Source organism: Microbacterium sp. MYb54 (genome assembly GCF_002979515.1).
Taxonomy (GTDB): Bacteria; Actinomycetota; Actinomycetes; order Actinomycetales; family Microbacteriaceae; genus Microbacterium.
Map to the genome: position 1 here is coordinate 166,458 of NZ_PCPA01000005.1, position 22,585 is coordinate 189,042.

The 22,585-nt window shown below is 67.2% G+C and carries 27 protein-coding genes; 25 read left to right on the forward strand and 2 right to left on the reverse strand.

The annotated features are described in order from the left end of the window. Position 1 precedes the first annotated feature (1 nt). The 16 genes from rplF (at position 2) to rplQ (ending at position 9,947) form a co-directional block, all read left to right on the forward strand. Complete coding sequence (rplF, locus tag CQ040_RS07810; protein ID WP_028502455.1) at positions 2 to 538, forward strand: 50S ribosomal protein L6; 537 nt, start codon at positions 2 to 4, stop codon at positions 536 to 538. A gap of 2 nt (positions 539 to 540) precedes the next feature. After that, positions 541 to 900 (forward strand): 50S ribosomal protein L18, encoded by a 360-nt coding sequence (gene rplR, locus CQ040_RS07815; RefSeq protein WP_028502454.1) that lies wholly within the window; start codon positions 541 to 543, stop codon positions 898 to 900. Positions 901 to 920: 20 nt separating this feature from the next. Continuing rightward, positions 921 to 1,613 (forward strand): 30S ribosomal protein S5, encoded by a 693-nt coding sequence (rpsE, locus tag CQ040_RS07820; protein WP_028502453.1) that lies wholly within the window; start codon positions 921 to 923, stop codon positions 1,611 to 1,613. Beyond that, positions 1,613 to 1,798, forward strand: coding sequence for a 50S ribosomal protein L30 (rpmD, locus tag CQ040_RS07825; protein WP_017201575.1), 186 nt, complete (start codon positions 1,613 to 1,615; stop codon positions 1,796 to 1,798). The genes rpsE and rpmD overlap by 1 nt, the downstream gene beginning before the upstream one ends. Then, complete coding sequence (gene rplO / locus CQ040_RS07830; protein WP_036274225.1) at positions 1,798 to 2,430, forward strand: 50S ribosomal protein L15; 633 nt, start codon at positions 1,798 to 1,800, stop codon at positions 2,428 to 2,430. The genes rpmD and rplO overlap by 1 nt, the downstream gene beginning before the upstream one ends. 183 nt (positions 2,431 to 2,613) lie before the next feature. Next, positions 2,614 to 3,936 (forward strand): preprotein translocase subunit SecY, encoded by a 1,323-nt coding sequence (gene secY, locus CQ040_RS07835; protein ID WP_028502451.1) that lies wholly within the window; start codon positions 2,614 to 2,616, stop codon positions 3,934 to 3,936. After that, a complete protein-coding gene (locus CQ040_RS07840) occupies positions 3,933 to 4,538 on the forward strand; it encodes an adenylate kinase (RefSeq protein ID WP_105526203.1) in 606 nt (201 codons plus the stop codon). The genes secY and CQ040_RS07840 overlap by 4 nt, the downstream gene beginning before the upstream one ends. A gap of 1 nt (position 4,539) precedes the next feature. Next, a complete protein-coding gene (gene map, locus CQ040_RS07845) occupies positions 4,540 to 5,391 on the forward strand; it encodes a type I methionyl aminopeptidase (protein ID WP_105526202.1) in 852 nt (283 codons plus the stop codon). Continuing rightward, positions 5,391 to 6,050 (forward strand): thioredoxin domain-containing protein, encoded by a 660-nt coding sequence (locus CQ040_RS07850; protein ID WP_105526201.1) that lies wholly within the window; start codon positions 5,391 to 5,393, stop codon positions 6,048 to 6,050. Before map ends, CQ040_RS07850 begins: the two co-directional genes overlap by 1 nt. 146 nt (positions 6,051 to 6,196) lie before the next feature. Beyond that, positions 6,197 to 6,487 (forward strand): hypothetical protein, encoded by a 291-nt coding sequence (locus tag CQ040_RS20440; protein WP_146113862.1) that lies wholly within the window; start codon positions 6,197 to 6,199, stop codon positions 6,485 to 6,487. Between the two features lie 358 nt (positions 6,488 to 6,845). Beyond that, positions 6,846 to 7,067 (forward strand): translation initiation factor IF-1, encoded by a 222-nt coding sequence (gene infA / locus CQ040_RS07855; RefSeq protein ID WP_017201569.1) that lies wholly within the window; start codon positions 6,846 to 6,848, stop codon positions 7,065 to 7,067. Positions 7,068 to 7,131: 64 nt separating this feature from the next. Next, a complete protein-coding gene (gene rpmJ, locus CQ040_RS07860; protein WP_005050492.1) occupies positions 7,132 to 7,248 on the forward strand; it encodes a 50S ribosomal protein L36 in 117 nt (38 codons plus the stop codon). Positions 7,249 to 7,422: 174 nt separating this feature from the next. Beyond that, positions 7,423 to 7,797: a 30S ribosomal protein S13 gene (gene rpsM, locus CQ040_RS07865; protein ID WP_028502447.1), complete on the forward strand. Its 375-nt coding sequence runs from the start codon at positions 7,423 to 7,425 to the stop codon at positions 7,795 to 7,797. 31 nt (positions 7,798 to 7,828) lie between these two features. Continuing rightward, positions 7,829 to 8,227 carry a 30S ribosomal protein S11 gene (gene rpsK / locus CQ040_RS07870; RefSeq protein ID WP_028502446.1) on the forward strand — a complete coding sequence of 133 codons (399 nt, stop codon included), beginning with the start codon at positions 7,829 to 7,831 and terminating at the stop codon, positions 8,225 to 8,227. Between the two features lie 133 nt (positions 8,228 to 8,360). Beyond that, a complete protein-coding gene (locus CQ040_RS07875) occupies positions 8,361 to 9,350 on the forward strand; it encodes a DNA-directed RNA polymerase subunit alpha (RefSeq protein WP_021201111.1) in 990 nt (329 codons plus the stop codon). Between the two features lie 33 nt (positions 9,351 to 9,383). Continuing rightward, positions 9,384 to 9,947, forward strand: a complete 564-nt coding sequence (gene rplQ / locus CQ040_RS07880) for a 50S ribosomal protein L17 (protein WP_105526200.1) — start codon at positions 9,384 to 9,386, stop codon at positions 9,945 to 9,947. 79 nt (positions 9,948 to 10,026) lie between these two features. Here rplQ and CQ040_RS07885 read toward each other — a convergent pair whose 3' ends face one another. After that, entirely contained in the window at positions 10,027 to 11,601 is a 1,575-nt protein-coding gene (locus CQ040_RS07885) for an AMP-binding protein (RefSeq protein WP_105526199.1), read from the reverse strand. A 93-nt stretch (positions 11,602 to 11,694) separates the two neighbouring features. After that, positions 11,695 to 12,915 (reverse strand): PAS domain-containing protein, encoded by a 1,221-nt coding sequence (locus tag CQ040_RS07890; RefSeq protein ID WP_105526198.1) that lies wholly within the window; start codon positions 12,913 to 12,915, stop codon positions 11,695 to 11,697. A gap of 165 nt (positions 12,916 to 13,080) precedes the next feature. On the opposite strand from CQ040_RS07890, the gene CQ040_RS07895 reads away from it, so the two are divergent. The 9 genes from CQ040_RS07895 (at position 13,081) to CQ040_RS07935 (ending at position 22,539) form a co-directional block, all read left to right on the forward strand. Next, complete coding sequence (locus CQ040_RS07895) at positions 13,081 to 14,100, forward strand: tripartite tricarboxylate transporter substrate binding protein (RefSeq protein ID WP_105526197.1); 1,020 nt, start codon at positions 13,081 to 13,083, stop codon at positions 14,098 to 14,100. 1 nt (position 14,101) lies between these two features. After that, positions 14,102 to 14,671 carry a tripartite tricarboxylate transporter TctB family protein gene (locus CQ040_RS07900; RefSeq protein WP_258131233.1) on the forward strand — a complete coding sequence of 190 codons (570 nt, stop codon included), beginning with the start codon at positions 14,102 to 14,104 and terminating at the stop codon, positions 14,669 to 14,671. Next, positions 14,671 to 16,218, forward strand: coding sequence for a tripartite tricarboxylate transporter permease (locus CQ040_RS07905; protein WP_105526196.1), 1,548 nt, complete (start codon positions 14,671 to 14,673; stop codon positions 16,216 to 16,218). Before CQ040_RS07900 ends, CQ040_RS07905 begins: the two co-directional genes overlap by 1 nt. Positions 16,219 to 16,255: 37 nt before the next feature. Continuing rightward, positions 16,256 to 17,053 carry a sulfite exporter TauE/SafE family protein gene (locus CQ040_RS07910; protein WP_105526195.1) on the forward strand — a complete coding sequence of 266 codons (798 nt, stop codon included), beginning with the start codon at positions 16,256 to 16,258 and terminating at the stop codon, positions 17,051 to 17,053. A 72-nt stretch (positions 17,054 to 17,125) separates the two neighbouring features. Continuing rightward, entirely contained in the window at positions 17,126 to 17,410 is a 285-nt protein-coding gene (locus CQ040_RS07915; RefSeq protein WP_146113861.1) for a hypothetical protein, read from the forward strand. Beyond that, on the forward strand, positions 17,403 to 18,962 hold the full coding sequence (locus tag CQ040_RS07920; protein ID WP_105526333.1) for a cell wall metabolism sensor histidine kinase WalK: 1,560 nt from the start codon (positions 17,403 to 17,405) through the stop codon (positions 18,960 to 18,962). Before CQ040_RS07915 ends, CQ040_RS07920 begins: the two co-directional genes overlap by 8 nt. A 1-nt stretch (position 18,963) precedes the next feature. Next, the gene (locus CQ040_RS07925; RefSeq protein ID WP_028502436.1) at positions 18,964 to 19,623 is read left to right on the forward strand and encodes a response regulator transcription factor; all 660 of its coding nucleotides are present in this window, start codon (positions 18,964 to 18,966) and stop codon (positions 19,621 to 19,623) included. Continuing rightward, a complete protein-coding gene (locus CQ040_RS07930; RefSeq protein ID WP_105526193.1) occupies positions 19,620 to 21,218 on the forward strand; it encodes an SLC13 family permease in 1,599 nt (532 codons plus the stop codon). Before CQ040_RS07925 ends, CQ040_RS07930 begins: the two co-directional genes overlap by 4 nt. Before the next feature lie 118 nt (positions 21,219 to 21,336). Continuing rightward, entirely contained in the window at positions 21,337 to 22,539 is a 1,203-nt protein-coding gene (locus tag CQ040_RS07935; protein ID WP_105526192.1) for a glycerate kinase, read from the forward strand. Positions 22,540 to 22,585 lie beyond the last annotated feature (46 nt).

The window sequence follows — 22,585 nt, forward strand, 5'->3', positions numbered from 1 at the left end:
AATGTCGCGTATTGGACGACTTCCCATCGACGTTCCTGCGGGCGTGACCATTACGGTCGACGGCCGTCAGGTCGCGGTGAAGGGCCCCAAGGGTGAGCTCACCCTGACGGTTGCCAATCCCATCGAGGTCGCGGTCGAGGAGAACCAGGTTCTGGTCTCCCGTCCCGACGACGAGCGCGAGTCGCGGTCGCTTCACGGCCTGACCCGCACGCTCATCAACAACAACATCATCGGCGTGACCCAGGGCTACACCAAGGGTCTCGAGGTTGTCGGTACCGGTTACCGCGTGCAGCAGAAGGGCAGCTCGGTCGAGTTCGCCCTCGGCTTCTCGCACCCGGTCCTGATCGACCCGCCTGCCGGAATCACGCTCACGGTCGAGGGCACCACCAAGCTCACCGTCAGCGGAATCGACAAGCAGGCTGTCGGCGAGGCAGCTGCCAACATCCGCAAGATCCGCAAGCCCGAGCCGTACAAGGGCAAGGGTGTGCGCTACGCCGGCGAGATCGTGCGTCGCAAGGCCGGAAAGAGTGGTAAGTAACCATGGCTCTCAAGTCAAAGTCTGACGCCCGCGCGCGTCGTCACGCCCGCCTTCGCAAGAAGGTCGTCGGCACCGAGGCGCGTCCGCGTCTCGTCGTCAACCGTTCGGCCCGCCACGTCTTCGTGCAGCTGGTCGACGACAGCAAGGGTCACACCGTCGCGTCGGCATCGACGCTCGAGACCGACCTGCGCTCGCTCGAGGGTGACAAGACCGCCAAGGCCCGCAAGGTCGGCGAGATCCTCGCCGAGCGTGCGAAGGCTGCCGGCGTTTCCGAGGCAGTGTTCGACCGTGGCGGCAACCGCTACGCCGGTCGTGTCGCCGCCATCGCCGACGGCGCCCGCGAGGGGGGTCTGGCACTGTGAGTGACAACAAGGAGAACGAAGTGACCGAAACGGCTGCTGCCGCTCCCGAGGCGGCTGCTGTCGTCTCTGAGACGGCCGCCGGCACGACCCAGGCCGAGCCTGCTCGCGAGGGCCGCCGCGGCGGCGGTCGCGATCGGAACCAGGGTGGCGGTCGTGACCGCAACTCGCGCGACCGTGGCGACAACCAGTTCCTGGAGCGCGTCGTCACGATCAACCGCGTCTCGAAGGTCGTGAAGGGTGGTCGTCGCTTCAGCTTCACCGCTCTCGTGGTCGTCGGCGACGGCAACGGTCTGGTCGGCGTCGGCTACGGCAAGGCCCGAGAGGTCCCCCTGGCGATCTCGAAGGGTGTCGAAGAGGCCAAGCGCAACTTCTTCCGCGTTCCGCGCGTCGGCAGCACCATCCCGCACCCGGTGCAGGGTGAGGCGGCCGCCGGTGTGGTCCTGCTTCGTCCGGCCGCTGCCGGTACCGGTGTCATCGCCGGTGGTCCGGTCCGCGCCGTGCTCGAGTGCGCCGGTATCCACGACGTGCTGTCGAAGTCGCTCGGTTCCTCGAACACGATCAACATCGTCCACGCGACGGTCACCGCCCTGAAGCAGCTCGAGGAGCCTCGTGCGGTCGCCGCGCGTCGTGGCCTCGAGTTCGACCAGGTCGCCCCTGCGCGTCTCGTGCGCGCCGAGGCTGAGGCAATCGCCGCACAGAAGGTAGGTTCCTGATGGCCGCGCGACTGAAGGTCACGCAGATCAAGTCCAAGGTGAGCGAGAAGCAGAACCAGCGCGACACGCTGCGCAGCCTCGGTCTGAAGCGGATCGGTGACACCACCGTCCGCCCCGACGACGCGCAGACGCGCGGTTACGTCAAGACCGTCGCACACCTCGTCAAGGTTGAGGAGATCGACTAATGGCTGAGAAGAACGAAGCCGTCGAGGCTGAGAAGGCCACGAAGAAGGCTGCAGCTCCCAAGGCTGCCGCCGAGAAGAAGCCGGCAGCGAAGAAGGCTCCGGCCAAGGCCGCTGCCAACGCCAAGGCTGAGGCTCCGGCCAAGAAGCCTGCTGCCAAGAAGGCAACGCCTGCGAAGGATGCTCCGGCATCCCGCCCCGGCGTGCTGAAGGTGCACCACCTGCGTCCCGTCCCCGGGTCCAACACCGCCAAGACTCGCGTCGGCCGTGGTGAGGGCTCGAAGGGTAAGACCGCTGGTCGTGGAACCAAGGGCACCAAGGCGCGCAACACCGTTCGCGTCGGCTTCGAGGGTGGGCAGATGCCGCTGCACATGCGCACCCCGAAGCTGCGCGGGTTCAAGAACCCGTTCCGCGTGGAGTACCAGGTCGTGAACCTGGAGAAGCTCGCGGAGCTGTACCCCAAGGGTGGCGATGTCACCATCGGCGACCTGGTCGCCAAGGGTGCCGTTCGCAAGAACGAGAAGGTCAAGGTTCTCGGAAACGGCGACATCGCCGTGAAGCTCACCGTTTCGGTCGACAAGGTCTCGGGTTCTGCCGAGCAGAAGATCGTCGCGGCAGGCGGATCCGTCAAGTAGCCGCATTGCAAGAGGGGCCGGAGATTCTCCGGCCCCTCTTGTGGTTTCACACTCCGAGACCTCGCTCTGGGGCCGCATCCGGCGGGCCTGGTATCGGTGGCGAATTCCGGGAAGCCCGGTTTGCGTTACCCTGGTCTTTCAGCCGTCCTTCGGGAGCCGGCAACCTTTTCAGGAGGAACGTCCTTGTTTAGCGCCATCGCGCGGATCTTCCGCACCCCCGACCTGCGTCGGAAGATCGGTTTCACTCTCGCCATCGTTGCGATCTACCGTCTCGGGTCCAACGTTCCGGCACCGTTCGTGAACTTCCCGAACGTCGAAGAGTGTCTCGCCGCCAACGCGGGCACCGATGGGCTGCTCGGACTGGTCAACCTCTTCTCCGGCGGCGCGCTGCTGCAGCTGTCGATCTTCGCGCTCGGCGTCATGCCATACATCACCGCGACGATCATCACGCAGCTCCTGCGCGTCGTCATCCCACACTTCGAGGCGCTGCACAAGGAAGGACAGGCCGGACAGGCCCGTCTGACCCAGTACACGCGTTACCTCACGATCGCCCTCGCGCTGCTCCAGTCGACGACTCTCGTCACGGTCGCGCGCAGCGGTCAGCTCTTCGGTACCACCGACCTCGCAGCGTGCCAGCAGCTGCTGACGAACGACGTGTGGTGGGCACAGCTGCTCATCATCATGGCGATGACGGCCGGCACCGGTCTCATCATGTGGTTCGCAGAGCTCGTCACCGAGCGCGGCATCGGCAACGGAATGTCGCTGCTCATCTTCACCTCGATCGCTGCGACCTTCCCCGGTGCGATGTGGACGATCTGGGAGAGCAAGGGCTTCGAGGTCTTCTTGTTGGTCCTGCTGGTGGGAATCATCGTCATGGGGCTCGTCGTCTTCGTCGAGCAATCCCAACGTCGAATCCCGGTGCAATACGCCAAGCGCATGGTGGGCCGCCGCACCTACGGCGGTACGAACACCTACATCCCGATCAAGGTGAACATGGCGGGTGTGATCCCGGTGATCTTCGCCTCGTCGCTGCTGTACATCCCGGCGCTCATCGCGCAGTTCAACACCCCGCAGGACGGATCGACTCCGGCAGCCTGGGTGACCTGGATCAGCGCGAACTTCACGACCGGCAACAGCCCGGTCTACATGGCCGCATACTTCCTGCTGATTATCGGGTTCACCTACTTCTACGTGGCGATCACGTTCAACCCGGTCGAGGTCGCGGACAACATGAAGAAGTACGGCGGGTTCATCCCGGGTATCCGTGCCGGGCGCCCGACGGCCGAGTACCTCGACTACGTGCTCACCCGCATCACGCTTCCCGGCTCCCTGTACCTCGGCCTGATCGCGCTCATCCCGCTCATCGCTCTGGCCACCGTCGGCGCCAACCAGAACTTCCCGTTCGGCGGCGCGTCGATCCTCATCATCGTCGGTGTGGGTCTCGAGACGGTCAAGCAGATCGACGCGCAGCTGCAGCAGCGACACTACGAAGGGCTCCTCCGATGACAGCATCCGCACGTCTTCTCATCGTCGGCCCGCAGGGTTCCGGCAAGGGCACGCAGGGCGTGCGCATCGCCGAGTCCTACGGCATCCCGGTCGTGTCGACCGGCGACATCTTCCGCGCGAACATCAAGGAGGGGACGCCCCTCGGCCAGCAGGTCACGGCGATCCTCGACAAGGGTGACCTCGTCCCGGATGAGCTGACGAGCGAGATCGTGCGCGACCGGCTGTCACAGGATGACGCCGCCCAGGGGTTCCTGCTCGACGGGTACCCGCGCAACACCGCGCAGGTCGCCCACCTCGAGTCGTTCCTCTCCGAGCGGGGAGAGGCGCTTGACGCCGTCATCCTCCTCGATGTGCCGCGGGAGGAGAGCCTGGAGCGTCTGACGCTCCGTGCGACCGAACAGGGGCGCTCTGACGACACCCCTGAGGCCATCGGTCACCGCCTCGACATCTACGAGCGTGAGACCGCCCCGATCATCGAGGTCTACGGCCCCAAGGGCATCGTGGATCGCATCGACGGCGTCGGCTCGCTCGACGAGATCACCGAGCGTATCTCCGAGGCACTGGCCGCGCGAGGCCTGCGCCTCGCGGCCTCAGCGTCCTGAGATGTTCCGCCGGTCGATTTACAAGACCCCGGCTCAGCTGCGAGCCATGGTGGAGCCTGGGCTCATCACGGCTGCGGCGCTCGATGCCGTCCGCCCGTTGATCAAGGCCGGCGTCACGACGCTGGAGCTGGACGCGGTCGCGAACCGCACGATCCTGGCCCGTGGCGCGGAGTCGAACTTCCAGCTGGTGCGCGGCTACAGCCACACGACCTGCATCTCGGTCAACGAGCAGGTCGTCCACGGCATCCCGGGGGAGCGGGTGCTGCAGCCGGGCGACATCGTGTCGGTCGACTGCGGAGCGCAGTTCCAGGGGTGGAACGGCGACAGCGCCATCACGGTGGTCGTTCCCGACCCGGAGCGACCGGAGCTGGTCGCCCGCCGCGAGGAGCTCTCCCGCGTCACCGAGGGCTCCATGTGGGCCGGTATTGCCGCGATGGCATCCGTCTCATCGATCGATGAGATCGGTGCAGCCATCCAGGAGTACATCGAGGCACAGGGCTCCTCAGCGGTCTCCGGCGAGACCTACGGGATCCTGCGCGAGTATGTGGGCCACGGCATCGGTCGCAAGATGCACGAGGCGCCCAGCGTCTTCAACTACCGCACGCCCGACCGCGGCGAAGACGTGAAGCCCGGTCTGGTGCTCGCGATCGAGCCGATGGTCACCGCCGGCGGCGATGCGACCTTCATCGAGGAAGACGACTGGACGGTCACCACGGTCGACGGCACGGACGGCTCCCATTGGGAACATAGTGTCGCACTGCATGATGGTGGTATCTGGGTGCTGACTGCGCCCGATGGTGGAAGAGCCGGACTCGCCCCGTTCGGGGTAGAGCCTCGAGAGATCGGAAAGTAATGGCAGCGGCGAAGAGCAACACCAACTGGTTCGCGATCGGCGTCTCGATCGCCGTGGTCGTTGTACTGGTGGCGATCGGTGGACTCGTGGTGTTCCTCAACAACCAGGCCACTGCGCCCGGTGCGGCGCCGAAGGGTGACATCATCAACCAGGAGACTGGCGCGATCGTGATTGGTGACGGAGAGGACACGGTCGATACCTACATCGACTTCATGTGCCCGATCTGCGGTCAGTTTGAGCAGCAGTACGGTGAGCAGCTTCAGGCTGCCGCCAACGACGGCAAGATCACGCTCAACATCCACCCGATCGCCATTCTGGACTTCCGATCGACCTCGGAGTATTCGTCGAGAGCTGCCGCGGCGATGTATTGCGTCGCAGAGAACGATCCCGACGTGGCTGTGGACTACATGAAGACGCTGTTCGACAATCAGCCGGCCGAAGGTTCCGCGGGTCTCGACGATGAGCAGCTGATCGCGTACGCGAAGCAGGTGGGTGCGGATGCGTCCGTCGACTGCATCACGGATAAGACGTACATCAAGTTCCCCGCGGCTCAGGCGAAGGCCCATGAGATCAAGGGCACGCCGACCATCGAGGTCAACGGCAAGCGTCTCGATCTCCAGGCTGGCGACATTGCCCAGATGGAGAAGCTCCTGGGCTGACTTTCGTTGCCGGCGTCGAGCGACTTTGGTTCAAAGTTCTCCGTCGCGTCGGGTGTTGTGTGTGCCTGCGCGTGCATTAGACCTACGCTCTCGATGAACCGCATGGCCGCTTGTATGGCGGGCAGTGGTAATCGATCGGAGAGATGATGAAGTCTAAGAAGCTTGGAACGATCCTCGCGTCGCTTGCGCTGGCGGGAGGAATGCTGATCGCTGGAGGGGCGCCAGCCTACGCAGGGTCATGTAGTGCCGTAAAGGGTGGCACACCCGACGGGACCATTGCCGCATCATGCACCGGAACGGTCACCATCTGGTGGAAGTGTTCCAGCGATCTCACCGGGTATGAGAACAAGAAGAAGATCAACTTCGGCACCGGGTCATCGCAGGTATTCAAGGGATGCGACAGAGGATTCGCCCGACAGGTCTACTACTCCAATTGATATCTCCAACGGGTAGACGCAGCGGCGGGATCGTTCCACGGTCCCGCCGCTGTCCGTCCTAGCGTTCGTGTGCTTCGTGCCGTCGCTCTTCGGGTTGTCGGTGAGCACCTGGCACAACGCCGTTGACGCACGAAAGATGAGCAAGACTCCTGACCCGTGTGGCGCTGCTCTCATCTTCGAGTTGCGACGGGTCGAAAAACGGTGCCTTGATCGGGGATCTCAAGTTGCCGGATGGCCCCAGAGCGTCTAACATAGATCTTTGGTGCTTTGTGCCTTGATTCGGCGTGTCCGGCGGCGCAGTACCACAATCCAATCACCCACCGCAGATCGACCGATCTGCAGAAGCGTCAGCGAGGCTATGGCTAAGAAAGACGGTGTCATCGAGATCGAGGGCGTGATCTCCGAGGCTCTGCCCAACGCGATGTTCCGCGTTGAGCTCAGCAACGGACACAAGGTCCTTGCAACGATCTCCGGCAAGATGCGGCAGAACTACATCCGCATCATCCCCGAGGACCGTGTGGTCGTGGAGCTCAGCCCCTACGACCTGACCCGCGGCCGTATCGTCTACCGCTACCGCTGATCGGTCGAGAAGTAACGGCCTGCCTCTGCTCGAGGCGGTACGAAGACAGCGAACAGGAAACATCATGAAGGTCAACCCCAGCGTCAAGCCCATCTGCGATCACTGCAAGGTGATCCGCCGTCACGGCCGCGTCATGGTGATCTGCAAGAGCAACCCGCGTCACAAGCAGCGCCAGGGCTGAGCCCTGGCGGGCCGCCGATCTGATCGACGGCCCGCGCTGCGCGGCATCGCTCGTGCACATCTCACAACTGAATACACAACGGCAGGGTCAGAACTCGCGGAAGCGGGGGACACCTCGGGCGGAGGCCCGGGCACCGATCCTGTTCCACACCTCCACAAAACCCAGGAGAACCGCATGGCACGTCTTGCCGGCGTTGACATCCCGCGCGACAAGCGCGTGGTGATCGCCCTTACCTACATCTACGGCGTCGGCCGTACCCGCTCGGTCGAGATCCTCAAGGCTACGGACATCGACGAGAGCATCCGCGTGAAGGACCTCAGCGACGACCAGCTGATCGCCCTCCGCGACCACATCGAAGGCAGCTACAAGGTGGAGGGTGACCTGCGCCGCGAGGTTGCAGCAGACATCCGCCGCAAGGTCGAGATCGGCTCCTACGAGGGCATCCGCCACCGTCGTGGTCTCCCGGTCCGTGGTCAGCGCACCAAGACCAACGCCCGTACCCGCAAGGGCCCGAAGCGCACCGTCGCAGGCAAGAAGAAGGCCCGCTAAGCGCGGCCCCAGGGACTAGGAGAACACTTTCATGGCTGCACCCAAGGCCGCCGCGCGCAAGCCGCGCCGCAAGGAAAAGAAGAACATCGCGCTGGGCCATGCCCACATCAAGTCGACGTTCAACAACACCATCGTTTCGATCACCGACCCGTCCGGCGCTGTCATCAGCTGGGCCTCGTCGGGTGGCGTGGGCTTCAAGGGCTCGCGCAAGTCGACGCCGTACGCCGCAGGGCTTGCTGCCGAGTCTGCTGCGCGTCAGGCGCAGGAGCACGGCGTCAAGAAGGTCGACGTCTTCGTGAAGGGTCCGGGCTCCGGCCGCGAGACCGCGATCCGCTCGCTGCAGGCCGCTGGCCTCGAGGTCGGTTCGATCCAGGACGTCACCCCGCAGGCGCACAACGGCTGCCGCCCGCCGAAGCGCCGCCGCGTCTGACGTGCGTTCGAGCCGCTCGGCCCTTTCGGGGTCCGGGCGGCTCGACGCCCGCCAGCGGGCATCGACTTTAAAAACTCAAGACCTCACCCCACCACATGTCATATAGCGGGCATGTGATCGAAAGGAACACAGAGTGCTTATTGCACAGCGTCCCACACTGACCGAGGAAAAGATCGTCGAGAACCGTAGCCGGTTCATCATCGAGCCTCTGGAGCCCGGCTTCGGTTACACGATCGGCAACGCGCTGCGTCGCAGCCTGCTGTCGTCGATCCCCGGTGCTGCTGTCACCAGCGTTCGCATCGACGGCGTGCTGCACGAGTTCAGCACCATCCCCGGCGTGAAGGAGGATGTCACCGAGATCATCCTCAACATCAAGCAGCTCGTCGTCTCGTCAGAGCGCGATGAGCCCATCACCGCGTACCTGCGCAAGACGGGTGCCGGCGAAGTCACCGCCGCTGACATCTCGGCTCCGGCCGGTGTCGAGGTGCAGAACCCCGAGCTCGTCATCGCGACGCTGAACGACACCGCGAAGTTCGAGCTCGAGCTCACCATCGAGCGTGGCCGTGGCTACGTCTCGGCGACGCAGAACCGTAACGAGTATGCCGAGGCCGGTCAGATTCCGATCGACTCGATCTACTCGCCGGTCCTCAAGGTCAGCTACCGCGTCGACGCGACCCGTGCCGGGGAGCGCACCGACTTCGACAAGCTCGTCCTCGACGTCGAGACCAAGTCGGCCATCAGCCCCCGCGACGCTGTCGCATCGGCTGCGAAGACGCTCACCGAGCTGTTCGGTCTCGCTCGCGAGCTGAACGTCGAGGCCGAGGGCATCGAGATCGGCCCGGCGCCGGTGGAGGCTGTGAACTCCAGCGAGCTGTCGATGCCGATCGAAGACCTCGACCTGTCGGTCCGCTCGTACAACTGCCTGAAGCGTGAGGGCATCAACACCGTTTCTGAGCTCGTCGCCCTTTCGGAGACGCAGCTCATGAACATCCGCAATTTCGGCCAGAAGTCGGTCGACGAGGTGCGCGACAAGCTCATCTCGCTCGGTCTGTCGCTCAAGGATTCGGTGCCCGGTTTCGACGGCGCCCACTTCTACGGCGGCAGCGAAGACGAGTCCTTCTGATACCCGACCTTTCTGACCAGGAGCTAGACGATTATGCCCAAGCCCACTAAGGGTCCCCGCCTCGGAGGCGGCCCCGCACACGAGCGCCTCATGCTTGCAAACCTTGCAGCGGCGCTCTACACCCACAAGTCGATCAAGACGACCGAGACCAAGGCCAAGCGCCTTCGTCCGCTCGCTGAGCGTCTGATCACCTTCGCCAAGCGTGGCGACCTGCACGCGCGCCGTCGCGTGCTCGCCGTCATCGGCGACAAGAGCGTCGTTCACACGCTCTTCGCCGAGATCGCACCGCTGGTCGCTGACCGTGAGGGTGGCTACACCCGCATCACGAAGGTCGGCAACCGCAAGGGCGACAACGCGCCCATGGCCGTGATCGAGCTCGTTCTCGAGCCCGTCACGCCGAAGAAGAAGGCTGCCGCGAAGGCTGCTCCGAAGGCTGAGAAGGCCGCCAAGGCGGAGAAGCCCGCCGAGGTCGTCGAGGAGGCTCCCGTCGAGGAGGCTCCCGTCGAGGACGCCGCCGACGCCGGTGCCGAGTCGCAGGCCGAGGGCGAAGCAGCCGAGGCTGCCGCCGAGGACGCTGTCGAGAAGAAGTCCGAGTAAGGACCTCGCTCATAGAAGAAGCCCGTCGCCCCTTGTGGGGCGGCGGGCTTCTTCTATGTGGAAGTGAAGGCGTTGTTCGTCAGCGGGCGCGCAGGTCTTTGCGGAGGATCTTCCCCGAGCTCGACTTCGGGATCACCTCGATGAACTCCACCTGCCGCACCTTCTCATGCGGTGCGACGTGCGAGGCGACGTGAGCCATCACGACATCGGCATCGAGGTCGGCTCCGGGCTGCCGCACCACGAAGGCCTTCGGCACCTCCTGGCCGTCTTCATCGAACGCACCGATCACGGCGGCATCCGCGATGGCCGGGTGCTCGAGCAGCACCGCCTCCAGCACGGCAGGGGCGACCTGATACCCCTTGTACTTGATGAGCTCCTTGAGTCGATCGACGATCCGATAGATCCCGTCATGGGTCACGGTCGCGACGTCGCCGGTGTGCAGCCAGCCGTCGGCATCGAGCATCTCGGCTGTGGCATCCGGGCGGTTGAGGTATCCGACCATCACCTGCGGCCCGCGCACCCACAACTCACCAGGCTCGCTGGCACCATCGGTCGGGACGGCGACATCTTCACCCGAGTCGGGGTCGACGAGTCGTGCCTCGGTGTTCGGAACGAGCGGCCCGATGCTCGAGCGGTCGATGTCGTTGCGAGTCTCGGAGATCAGGTTCACGGCAGGACTCGTCTCGGTCATGCCGTAACCCTGCGTGACGATGCAGCCGAGCCGGTTCGCGACGGCTGAGGCCAGAGCGCCGTCGAGAGGGGCGGCACCCGAGAAGATCACCTTCACCGCGGAGAGGTCGTACTGATCGATGATCGGATGCTTCGCGAGTGCGACCGCGATCGGCGGCGCGACGAACACCCAGGTGGTGCGGTGCTCGGCGATGATGCGCAGGAACTCGGGGAGGTCGAACTTCGGCATCGTGACGAGCCCCGCCCGCTGGCGCAGAGCGAAGTTCAGAAGCACGGTCATGCCGTAGATGTGGAAGAAGGGCAGCACGGCCAGCACGCGGTCGCTCGCGTCGACGCCGAGGACCGGGCGGCACTGCGACACGTTGGCCACGAGGTTCCGATGCGTGAGCATGACCCCCTTCGGGCGTCCGGTGGTTCCCGAGGAGTAGGGCAGGACGGCGAGATGGGTGGCTGGATCGAACGAGACCTCGGGGGCCGGATGTCCCTCGCCGAGGAGTGCCGGAAGCGAGGGGTGTCCTTCCGCGCCGTCGAGCACGATGACGTGATCGGCGGCGAATCCGAGCTTCTCAGCGGCCGCCTGCGCCCCGGGGAGGAGAGGTGACACGGTGACGAGCCAGGTCGCGCCGGCATCGGTGAGCTGGTTCGCTATCTCGTCTGCGGTGTAGAGGGAGTTGATGGTGGTCGCCGTGGCCCCTGCCCGGAGAATCCCGTGGAACACGGTGGCGAACGCGGGGATGTTCGGGCACAGCACGCCGACCGTCGTTCCGACGCCGACCCCGCGAGCAGCGAGGGCTCCGGCGAACAGATCGATCTGTCCGACCAGCTGTCGGTAGGTCGTGGTCGCCCCGCTCATCCCGTCGACGAGGGCGATCGTGTCGAGCTCGGCTTCGCCGAGTCCTCCGAAGAGGAATTCGTGGATGGAGACCTCGGGGATCTCCACATCGGGATAGGTGCTGCGAACCATGAGATCTCCTTCGATCCGGGGGAGCCGACGGCGTCGTCGAATGCGATCCAGTGTCGCACACTACGGCACTGCGTCCCAGTGTCGAGGTGATGTTCAGACGGCATCTCTGATGCGGTAGCGGGTGCTCGGTCGGCCTTTGGTCGAGTAGTCGAGCGCGCGCGTCGCTCGTCCGGACCCGGCGAGGTGTTCGAGGTAGCGGCGCGCGCTGACCCGAGAGATGTCGAGGTCATCTCCGATCTCGCTCGCCGAGGCGTCGGAGCGGGCGGCGAGTGCCGTGGAGACTCGGCCGAGTGTCTCGGCGCTGAGCCCCTTGGGCAGCCCGAGGCGCTGGCGGAACGCGATGATGGCATCCGCTGCCTCGACACGTCGGACCACGTCGTGGAGCTCGGTGTGATCGCGAAGCAGCAGTGTCGCGCCGATACCGCCGCCGTCGGCATCGCTGCCGGTGCTGCGGGCGACGAGCACGTGCGACCCGACGATCACCGGTCGCCCGGCCGACTCGCCTTCGCGGAGCACGGTCGCCAACTCTTCGCCCAGCACCTCCGCGGCAGGTTCGCCGTCGAGATCGGCGGCGTCCCTGTCGAGGAAACGTGCGGCGGCATCGTTCACGAGTGTGATCCGCCCGGTGCCGTCGACGGTGATCACCCCTTCGCTGAGACCGTGCAGCGTCGTCTCCTGGTTCTTCACGAGCGCCGCGATCTGATGGGGCTCGAGTCGATAGATCCGGCGGCGGATGATCGAGGTCACCCAGGCGGATCCGAACACCCCGAGCACGGCCGCGGCGAGCATCGCCGAGATCAGCCAGACGAGGTTCGCGCTGAACTCCTCACTGAGCTCCGACTCGAGGATGCCGACCGACGCTGTGCCGATCACATCGCCGTCGTCGTCGCGGATGGGCACCTTGACCCGCCAGGACGTACCGAGCGTGCCGGTCTGGGTGCCGACGTAGATCTCGCCGGAGAGCGGGATCGACGGGTCGGTGGAGACCTTCTCTCCGATGCGAGCCGGGTTCGGATGCGAATAGCGGATGCCGTCTTCGTTGGCCACGACGACATAGGCGAGATCGGAGGCCTCCCGGATGACCTCCGCGATGGGCTGGATCGTGATCGACGGCTCGGCATCGTCGAAGGCCGAGTGCACGACGGGCAGGGCGGCGATCGATTGGGCCACAGCCTGCATCCGGTCCTTGTAGGCCTCGCGGAGCGCTTGCTCCTGGAATGCTCCGGCGAGGATGCCGGTCGCGAGGGTCACCAGGAACACGATCAGCGCCTGCAGCACGAGCAACTGCACGCGCAGCGTCATCTTTGAGGCCACCTGCTCATTCTGGCCGCTCCGCTCCGGCGGTGCGAGCGGGGGAGGACACCGCTCGCGACCAATAGTTCCGAAACTCCGACCAATGGTTTCCGAAGGTTGAGCGCAGAAGCCGGAGCTTCCACTGTGGATCCACACAGCATCACGAACGCTCAAGGAGGAGCGCACATGAAGAATGCACGCATCGGAACCCTGGTCGCATTGGCGGCTGCGGCCGCACTCACACTGACGTCGTGTGCCGGAGGCAGCGCAGCGACCGACGAAGGCGACGCTCAGGAGGAGACCGCCAAGATCACCGACGTCTCGATCGTCGTGCCCGCTGATCCCGGTGGGGGCTGGGACCAGACCGGGCGCGCCCTGTCGCAGGTGCTCACCGAGGACGACATCGTGAGGTCCGCCCCGGTGACGAACGTGGGAGGCGCCGGCGGCACCGTCGGTCTCGCACAGCTCGCCAATGAGAAGGACCCGAACACGCTCATGGTGATGGGGCTCGTCATGGTCGGGGCGGTCGAGACGAACGCCTCGGCCGTGCGGATCGAGGACACCACCCCGATCGCGCGCCTCACCGACGAGCCGCTCGTGGTGGTCGTGCCGGCCGACTCGAAGTACGACACCCTCGAAGACCTCGTGGAGGACATCGTCGACAACGGCCAGTCGGTCACGATCACGGGTGGTTCGGCGGGAGGCGCCGACCACATCCTCGCCGGGCTCATGCTCGAAGAGGCGGGTCTGGATGGGGCCGAGATCGCCGAGAAGCTGAACTACACCCCGAACTCCGGCGGCGGCGAGGCCGTGCCGCTGCTCATCGGGGGCAAGGTCGCCGCCGGCATCTCCGGTGTCGGAGAGTTCGCGCAGCACATCGAGAGCGGCGCGCTCAAGGCACTGGCGGTGTCGAGCGAGGAGCCCGTCTCACAGCTCCCCGACGTGCCGACCATCACCGAAGAGGGCTACGACGTCGTCCTCACCAACTGGCGCGGCGTGATCGCGCCCGGCGACATCTCCGACGGCGAGAAAGACGAACTGGTGCGGGTGATCACCGAGCTGCACGAGTCCGAGGCGTGGACCGAGCAGCTGGAGACCAAGGGCTGGACCGACGCGTTCCTCGTCGGGGCGGAGTTCGACGAATTCCTCACCGGCAACATCGAAGAGGTCACGGCGACGCTGAAGAACATCGGTCTGGTGCAGTGACATGACGGTCCCCGCATCATCGGGGACCGAGGAGCAGGGGGTGCGGGTCGACCACGACGGTCGGCCCGCACGCCGCTCTCCCTCCGTCCCCATCGGCGAGCTCGTGTTCGCCGGCATCATGGTCGTGCTCGGCGTCTTCGCCGTCGTCGGCATCTTCCTGATCCATGTCCCCGTCGGCATGAAAGCGGGTCCCACGGTCTTCCCGATCTTCGTCTCGGTCATCCTTCTCGCCTCCGCGGTCGCTGTGCTGATCGGTGTGCTGCGCGGTGAGCGCGGCGGAGCGGAGGAGGCGGAGGACATCGATGAGAGCCTCCCGACCGACTGGGTCACCCTGGCCAAGCTCGCAGGGCTGGTCGTCGCGCACCTGCTCCTGATCGAGCCCCTCGGCTGGGCGCCCGCCGCCGCGCTGCTGTTCGGCGGGGTCGCATGGTCGCTCGCCGCCAAGCGCTGGTGGATGGCGTTCCTGATCGGCATCGTGGTCGCTCTCGTGATCCAGGTCGTCTTCGGCGGTCTGCTCGGCCTGTCGCTGCCCTGGGGCCCTGCCCTCGGCTGGCTCGGAAGGATGTTCTGATGGACAGCTGGACCCTGTTGATGGAGGGCTTCGCGACGGCGCTGCAGCCGCAGTACCTCGCGTTCGCCTTCCTCGGCGTCTTCGTCGGCACCGCGGTCGGTGTGCTGCCGGGCATCGGGCCCGCCATGACGGTGGCGCTGCTTCTTCCCCTCACCTACACGCTCGACCCTGCAGCCGCGCTCATCACCTTCGCCGGCATCTACTACGGCGGCATGTACGGCGGCTCGACGACGAGCATCCTGCTCAACACCCCGGGAGAGTCGGCCTCCATAGTCACGGCGATCGAGGGGAACAAGATGGCGAAGATCGGGCGCGGTGCTGCCGCGCTCGCCACCGCCGCCATCGGCTCGTTCGTGGCCGGCACGCTGGCGACACTGGGCCTGACGCTGTTGGCTCCGCTGCTCGCGCAGTTCGCGGTCAACCTCGGGCCCGCCGACTACGTGGCCCTCATCGTCATCGCGTTCATCACGGTCGGCGCGCTGATCGGCAGCTCGATCTCGCGAGGGATGCTCTCGCTCGGCGTCGGCCTGTTCCTCGGGCTCGTGGGCACCGACTGGCTGTCGGGGCAGCAGCGCTACACGCTGGGGCTCCCCGCGCTCTCGGATGGCGTGGACATCGTCCTGGTCGCGGTCGGGCTCTTCGCGGTAGGAGAGACCTTCTACATCGCCGCCCGGCTGCGGCACGGCGCCGCGGACGTCATCCCCGTCACCCGTGGATGGCGCTCGTGGATGACGAAGTCGGACTGGCGGAGGTCGTGGAAGCCCTGGCTGCGAGGAACCGCGATCGGCTTCCCGATCGGCACGATCCCCGCCGGCGGCGCTGACGTCGCGACCTTCCTGTCGTATGCGACCGAGCGCAAGCTCTCGAAGCACCGCGGCGAGTTCGGACACGGTGCGATCGAGGGTGTGGCAGGCCCGGAATCGGCGAACAACGCGGCGGCCGCCGGCGTGCTGGTGCCGTTGCTCACGCTCGGACTGCCGACGACCGCGACCGCGGCGATCATCCTCACGGCGTTCCAGTCGTACGGCATCCAGCCGGGACCGCTGCTGTTCGAGAGCCAGTCGAACCTGGTGTGGGCGCTGATCGCGAGCCTCTACATCGGCAACGTCATCCTGATCGTGCTGAACCTGCCGCTCGTGGGCATGTGGGTGAAGCTGCTGCAGATCCCGCGGCCGTACCTCTACGCCGGCATCCTGCTGTTCGCGGTCTTCGGCGCTTATGCGCTGCACGGTTCGCCGTCTGACATCGTGATCCTGCTGATCGTCGGCATCCTCGGCTACTTCATGCGGAGGTACGGCTATCCGGTGGCGCCGCTCGTGGTCGGGATGATCCTCGGGCCGATGGCGGAGGAGCAGCTGCGCAAGGCGCTACAGCTGAGTCAGGGAGATCTGAGCACGCTGGTCATGCAGCCCTTCGCAGCGATCGCGTACGGGGTGCTCGCACTCCTGATCGTCGGCGGACTGTGGCTGCGCCGGCGGCAGCGTCGGTACGAGCAGGCATTGACCGAGTCGATCGCGGTGCCGATCAAGGCCGACTCGGAGGTCTGAGTTCGGGAGGGGAGGAGGTCACGAGTAGGCTGATCCGGTGAGTGACGTACAGGCCCCGGCAAGAGGGCCTCGTGCCTACACGGCGTTCATCGGGATCGGCCTTCTCGCCGGCCTCCTCTCCGGCCTCTTCGGCGTCGGCGGCGGCACGGTCATCGTCCCGCTGCTGGTGCTCCTGCTCCACTTCGATCAGCGCCTCGCCGCCGGGACCTCGCTCGCGGCGATCGTGCCCACGGCCAGCGTGGGCGTCATCTCCTACGCCACGACCGGGTCGGTGGCCTGGATCCCGGCGATCATCCTCGCGGCCGGCGCCGTCGTGGGTGCGCAGATCGGCACGCGCCTGTTGCCTCGCATCTCGCAGACGGCCCTGCGCTGGGGCTTCGTCGGCTTCCTGGTGGTCGTGATCATCAGCCTCTTCCTGGTGATCCCCTCGCGCGACGCCGCGTTCGAACTCTCCTGGCTCACCGGCATCGCGCTCGTCGGGGTCGGCGTCGGCACCGGGATCCTCGCCGGTCTCATCGGCGTCGGCGGCGGAGTCATCGTCGTCCCCGTGCTGATGCTGGCCTTCGGCACGAGCGATCTGGTCGCCAAGGGCACGTCGCTCCTCATGATGATCCCGACGGCGATCTCCGGCACGGTGGGCAACCTCCGCAACCGCAACGTCGATCTTCTCGCTGCCGCGCTGATCGGAGTCTCGGCCTGCACGACGACAGCTCTCGGGGCGTGGCTGGCGACGATCGTCGATCCGACGCTGGGCAACATGCTGTTCGCGGCATACCTCGTCGTGATCGCCGTGCAGATGGCGATCAAGGCGGTCAGAGGACGCAAGCGCAGCTGAGCTGGATCGTGGATGAAGAGATCTTCATCCACGACTCATCTGCACATCATGATCGCCGGGCATCATGGGGACATGACCACCCCACGACGCCTCCTCATCACCGGCGCGCTGATCGCGATCCCCGTCGCCTTCGCGATCGGGAGCGTCGTGCTGGCGCAGATGCCTCCCTCACCACAGATCCCCACCGAACCCGTATCGGTGCAACTCGCCCCGCCGGCGCCGACCGAGGAACCAGCCCCCGCACCGGCTCCCGTGGTTCCGGTTCCCGCTCCAGCGCCCGCACCGCCCCCTGCCCCGGCGCCCGCGCCTGCACCACCTGCCGGTGACGACGACGATGACGGCGGCGACGATGACTGACGCACCCACCCTGCCCCTCGACCTCGGCGAGGCCGCTCCGGCACGCCCCGAGACGCGCGCGGTGCCGCAGGGCTCCGCCCCCGCCGGTGCGCCGCTTCGCACGCTGCGTCGCCGCACGCTGCCCGCCCGCTGGCGCATCACACTGTGGATCATCCTGAGCACGGCGATCACGCTTCTCGCCGTCGGGATGATCGGCCGCAGCATCTTCCTCGCCGGCGTCGAGCAGTCGGCCAACGCCGAGATCGAGCAGGAGGCCGCAGAGTTCTCCCGGTTCGCGGAGGATGCAGCCGCCAGCGGTCACACCACGGCCGAGGAGCTGGTCGCCGAGTATGTCGCCCGGCAGTCCGTGCATGAGAACGAGGTCGTCGTGGCCGCGGTCGAGGGCATGGTCATCGCGGTCGCGAACGGCCGCGTGGAGGCGACCGATGCGTCCACACTGTCGGCTGTTCCGGGAGGCGAGTCGCTGGTGACCCGACTGCTCGGCGAATCCGTGGCATCCGGTGCGATGGACTCGCCCGAAGCCGGACCCCTGCGCTGGGGGCGGCTGGACTTCACCACGGGCGACCGCGACGGGGCCGTCCTCATCGTGCAGTACACGCAGGAGGCCAGAGCGCAGGTCGACGCAGGTTTCGCCACCATCGCGTGGGTCGCCCTGATCGGGATCGTGCTCAGCTCCGGCGTCGCGTGGCTGGTGGCCGGACAGATCCTCGCACCGGTGCGAGAGGTCTACCGCGTGGCCCGCGACATCGGCGAGCATGACCTCTCCGCCAGGGTCCCGGTCGAGGGGACCGACGACATCGCCGCCGTGGCGACGACCTTCAACCAGATGCTCGACCGCCTCGAGGCCGTGCACGCCACGCAGCAACGGTTCGTCGACGACGCGGGGCATGAGCTGCGTACCCCGATCACGATCGTTCGCGGGCAACTGGAACTGCTCAGCGAAGACCCCGAGGAGCGCGCGGCGACCCTGCGGCTGGTGAGCGACGAGCTCGACCGGATGAGCCGCATCGTCACCGACCTGCTCGTGCTGGCGCGGGCCGAGCAGCCCGACTTCGTGCGGGTCGCGAACTGCGACATCGCCGCCCTCACCCTCGACATCGAAGCCAAGGCCCAGAACCTCGGTGATCGTCGCTGGCAGCTCATGGAGGTGGCGGAAGGGACCGCGGCGCTGGACCCTCAGCGGGTCACCCAAGCCGTGCTCCAGCTCGCAGCCAACGCGGTACAGGTCACCGAGACGGGCGACCGCATCCTCATCGGATCGCGCTTCGACGGCGACGGCGAGGAACGGCGCCTGCGGCTGTGGGTGCGCGACTCCGGTCCAGGCGTCGCGGCTGCCGATGCCGAGCGCATCTTCGAGCGCTTCGCCCGTGGCGACAGCTCCGGCGTGCGCCGCGGGTCGGGGCTCGGGCTCGCGATCGTGCGGGCGATCACCGACGGGCACGGCGGTTCAGCCTGGGTCGACAGTGTGCTCGGCGACGGCGCCACATTCGGCATCGACCTCCCGGCACCCGCCACAACGCGGTTCGACGCCGCGGCAGAGAGGAGCGAGTGAGATGCGCAGCATCCTGATCGCCGAAGACGACCCGCACATCACCTCGTTCGTCCGCCGCGGCCTGCGGGCGGCCGGGTACGAGACCGCCGAGGCGGCCGACGGACACACCGCCCTGCTGATGGCTCGCAGCGGCATGTTCGATCTGGTCCTGCTCGACATCGGTCTCGGCGGCATGGACGGGTTCGACGTGTTGGCGAACCTTCGCGGTGAAGGCGTCACGACACCCGTGATCATCCTCACCGCGCGCGACTCGGTCATCGACACCGTGCGGGGCCTGGAGAGCGGAGCCAACGACTACGTCACCAAGCCGTTCCAGTTCGCCGAGCTCATCGCCCGTGTGCGGCTGCGGATCGGCGACGGGGAGGGGCGTGCGGCCGGCCCCGTCCTCACCCATGACGACGTGCGGGTCGATGTGCGGGCCCGCACGGTCACGGTCGACGGAGACATGCGCGAACTCACCTCGCGGGAGTTCGCACTGCTCGAGGTGTTCCTGCAGAACGCAGGTCAGGTGCTGTCCCGGGACCAGCTGATCGGGCACGTCTGGGGGATGGATTTCGACCCGGCCTCCAACGTGGTCGACGTGTACGTGCGAGCGCTGCGCGGAAAGATCGGGGTCGACCGCATCGAGACGGTGCGCGGGGCGGGATACCGATTCCGATGAGCGATCGCACCCATACCGAGACCGAGACCGAGAGCGAGCCGTCGGTGATCGAGCGCACGCGATTCTCGACCATGCCGCCGCAGCGTCCGGCCCCGTTCACCCGTCGCAGCTCGGCCGGATCGGGCTTCGCGGTGCGCCGGCTCGGGCGCGGGCGCATCCTCAGCCTCAGCGCCCTCGGACTCGTGCTGGTCGCGGGGCTCGCCATGGCGGTGTCGTCGCTGTCTCAGGGCGCCGGCCCCGGCCAGGTGACCATGCCGATCGCCGTGACGCTCACCGTCTTCCTGCTCGCGGTGTGGGCCTGGACTTCGACGCGGCTCGACGACACTCTCGTCGCCTTCCTCGCCGCGATCGCCCTGATCGTCACCGGCGTGCTGCCGGCGAGCGACTTCTTCGCCTCGCTCGGCGACGAGACCATCTGGCTGCTCATCGGAGCGTTCGTGATCGCCGCCGCAGTGTCGTCGTCGGGCCTCGCCCTGCGTGGCGCCTCGCATCTGCTTCGGTTCGCACGAGGACCGCGGAGCCTCTTCCATCTGACGACCGTCGCCCTCACGCTCACCGCCTTCGCCGTTCCTGCGACTTCCGGGCGCGCGGCGCTGGCCGTTCCGGTATACGCAGCTGTCGCCGCGACTCTTCCCGGACGTGAGCGGGTGATCCGCGCCCTCGCCTTGCTGATGCCGACCGTGGTGTTGCTCTCGGCCGTCGGCTCGCTGCTCGGCGCAGGAGCGCACATCGTCACGGACCAGCTTCTGCGCGCCGCCGGCGAAGAGGGCTTCACGTTCCTGAGCTGGCTCTGGCTCGGGCTGCCGCTGGCGGTGGTCTCCTCGCACCTGGCCTGCGAGATCATCCTCTGGCGCTTCACCCGCCGAGCCGACCGCGCGACGCCCCTGACGATGGATGCTGCGGAGATCGGCCGTTCCGCATCGACCGCCGTGACCGGGCCGCTCAGCACCATGGAGCGGCGGGCTGCCGTGCTGCTGGGCGGTGTGATCCTCCTCTGGGCCACCGAACCGCTGCACCACCTGTCGCCGGCCCTGGTCGCCCTCATCGGAGCCGTCGCCGCCGTGACGCCGGGCATCGGCTGCCTGACGTTCCCCGCAGCGATCAAGCGTGTGCCGTGGTCGCTGCTGCTGTTCCTCGCCGCGACTCTCGCGCTGGCATCCGCGCTCACCACGACCGGGGCCGCGGCCTGGCTGAGCTCGTCGGCGCTCGCTCCGCTGCATGGACTCGGCGCTGCAGGAGCCGTCGCGTTCGTGCTCGTGGTCATCGCGATCTCGACCGCTGCGCACCTGCTGATCCCGTCGCGGTCGGCGCGCTCCGCCGCGATCATCCCGGTCGTGATCGCTCTCGCTCCTGCGCTCGGCGTCTCCCCGATGGCCGCGGCGTTCGCCTCGACCGCCGCGGCGGGCTTCTGCCACACGCTGCCCAGCTCTGCGAAGCCGGTCGCGATGTTCGCCGACCCCGACATCGTCAGCGGAGGATTCACCCCGCACGATCTGCGTCGGCTCTCGGCGCTGCTCGCTCCCGCGATGTTCGTGCTGGTCGCGGTCTTCGCCCTGTGGGTCTGGCCGCTGATGGGGCTGCCGCTGCTGCTCTGATCCGCAGCGCTCCCGCCCCTCACATCCGCTTCACTCCGCGTGCGCCGCCGGTGCACCGGTGCTCGTCGTGCCCGCACACCGGGCATTCGTCGCCCGTTCGGGCGCAGAAGGAGGAACCATGTCGATCCACACCCCGCAGCGCATCCTGGTCGCACCGAGCGGATTCAAGGAGAGTCTGAGTGCCGAGGCCGTGGCGCAGGCGATCGCCGCCGGCGTGCGTCGGGTCATCCCCGGCGTGCAGGTCGATGAGTACCCGGTGCCGGACGGCGGAGAGGGCACCGCCGCCGCGCTCGCCGCGGCCACCGGCGGCGAGCTCGTCCCCGTGCGGGTCACCGGTCCCGTCGGCGAGCCGGTCGATGCGCACTGGGCGAGGCTCGGTCGACATGCCACAGGGACCGCTGTCGTCGAGATGGCATCCGCCGCAGGCCTCAGGCTCGTGCCCCGCGACCGCCGCGACCCGGGCGAGACCACCACTCGCGGCGTGGGCGAGTTGATCGCCGCGGCACTGGATGCCGGCGTCGATCGGATCGTGGTCGGCTGCGGAGATTCCGGCACGAGCGACGGCGGTGCCGGGGCGCTCGAAGCGCTCGGCGCGCGCATCCTCGATCGCGACGGTGTACCCATCGCCGCGGGCGGACGGCACCTGCGGGAAGCGGCGAGCCTCGATCTCGCGGGTCTTCATCCCCGTATCGGAGAGGTCGAGATCGTGCTCGCCTGCAACATCCACAACGTGCTGTGCGGCCCGCGCGGCGTGGCCAGGGTGTTCGGCCCGCAGAAGGGCGCGACGGCGGAGCAGGTCGAGCAGCTCGCAGAGGCCCTCGACGTCTGGGCGGGTCTCCTCGAGGAGCAGGGTCCGTTCGGAGCGTCGATGGATGTGCGCACCGGCGGCGGCACCGGGGCATCGGGCGGACTCGGGGCCGGGTTGGCTGCGGTGCTCGGTGCGCGGCTCGCCCCGCGTTTCGAGGTGCTGCTCGACAGTGGGCTGCTGCCCGAACCGCTCGACGAGCTGATGGCGGTGGCCGACCTCGTCATCACGGCCGAAGGCGCCATCGACTTCCAGACCCCTCGCGGCAAGGTGCCGGCCGAGATCGCGATGCGTGCCCGGGTCGCCGGTGTCCCGGTGCTCGGCATCGCCGGGTCTCTCGGAGTGGGCGCCCCGACCGTGCACGACATCGGCATCGACGCGATCGCCTCGATCATCACCGTGCCGATGCCGCTAGAGGAGGCGGTGGAGCATGGCGAGGCGCTGCTGCGCGATGCCGCGGAGCGCAGCATGCGGATGGTTCTTCTCGGATCGGCCATGTCGGCACGGGCGGCCTGAGCCTGCCGGGGCCTGGCATCGGGCCGGGCCTCGGTAGGATCGAGGG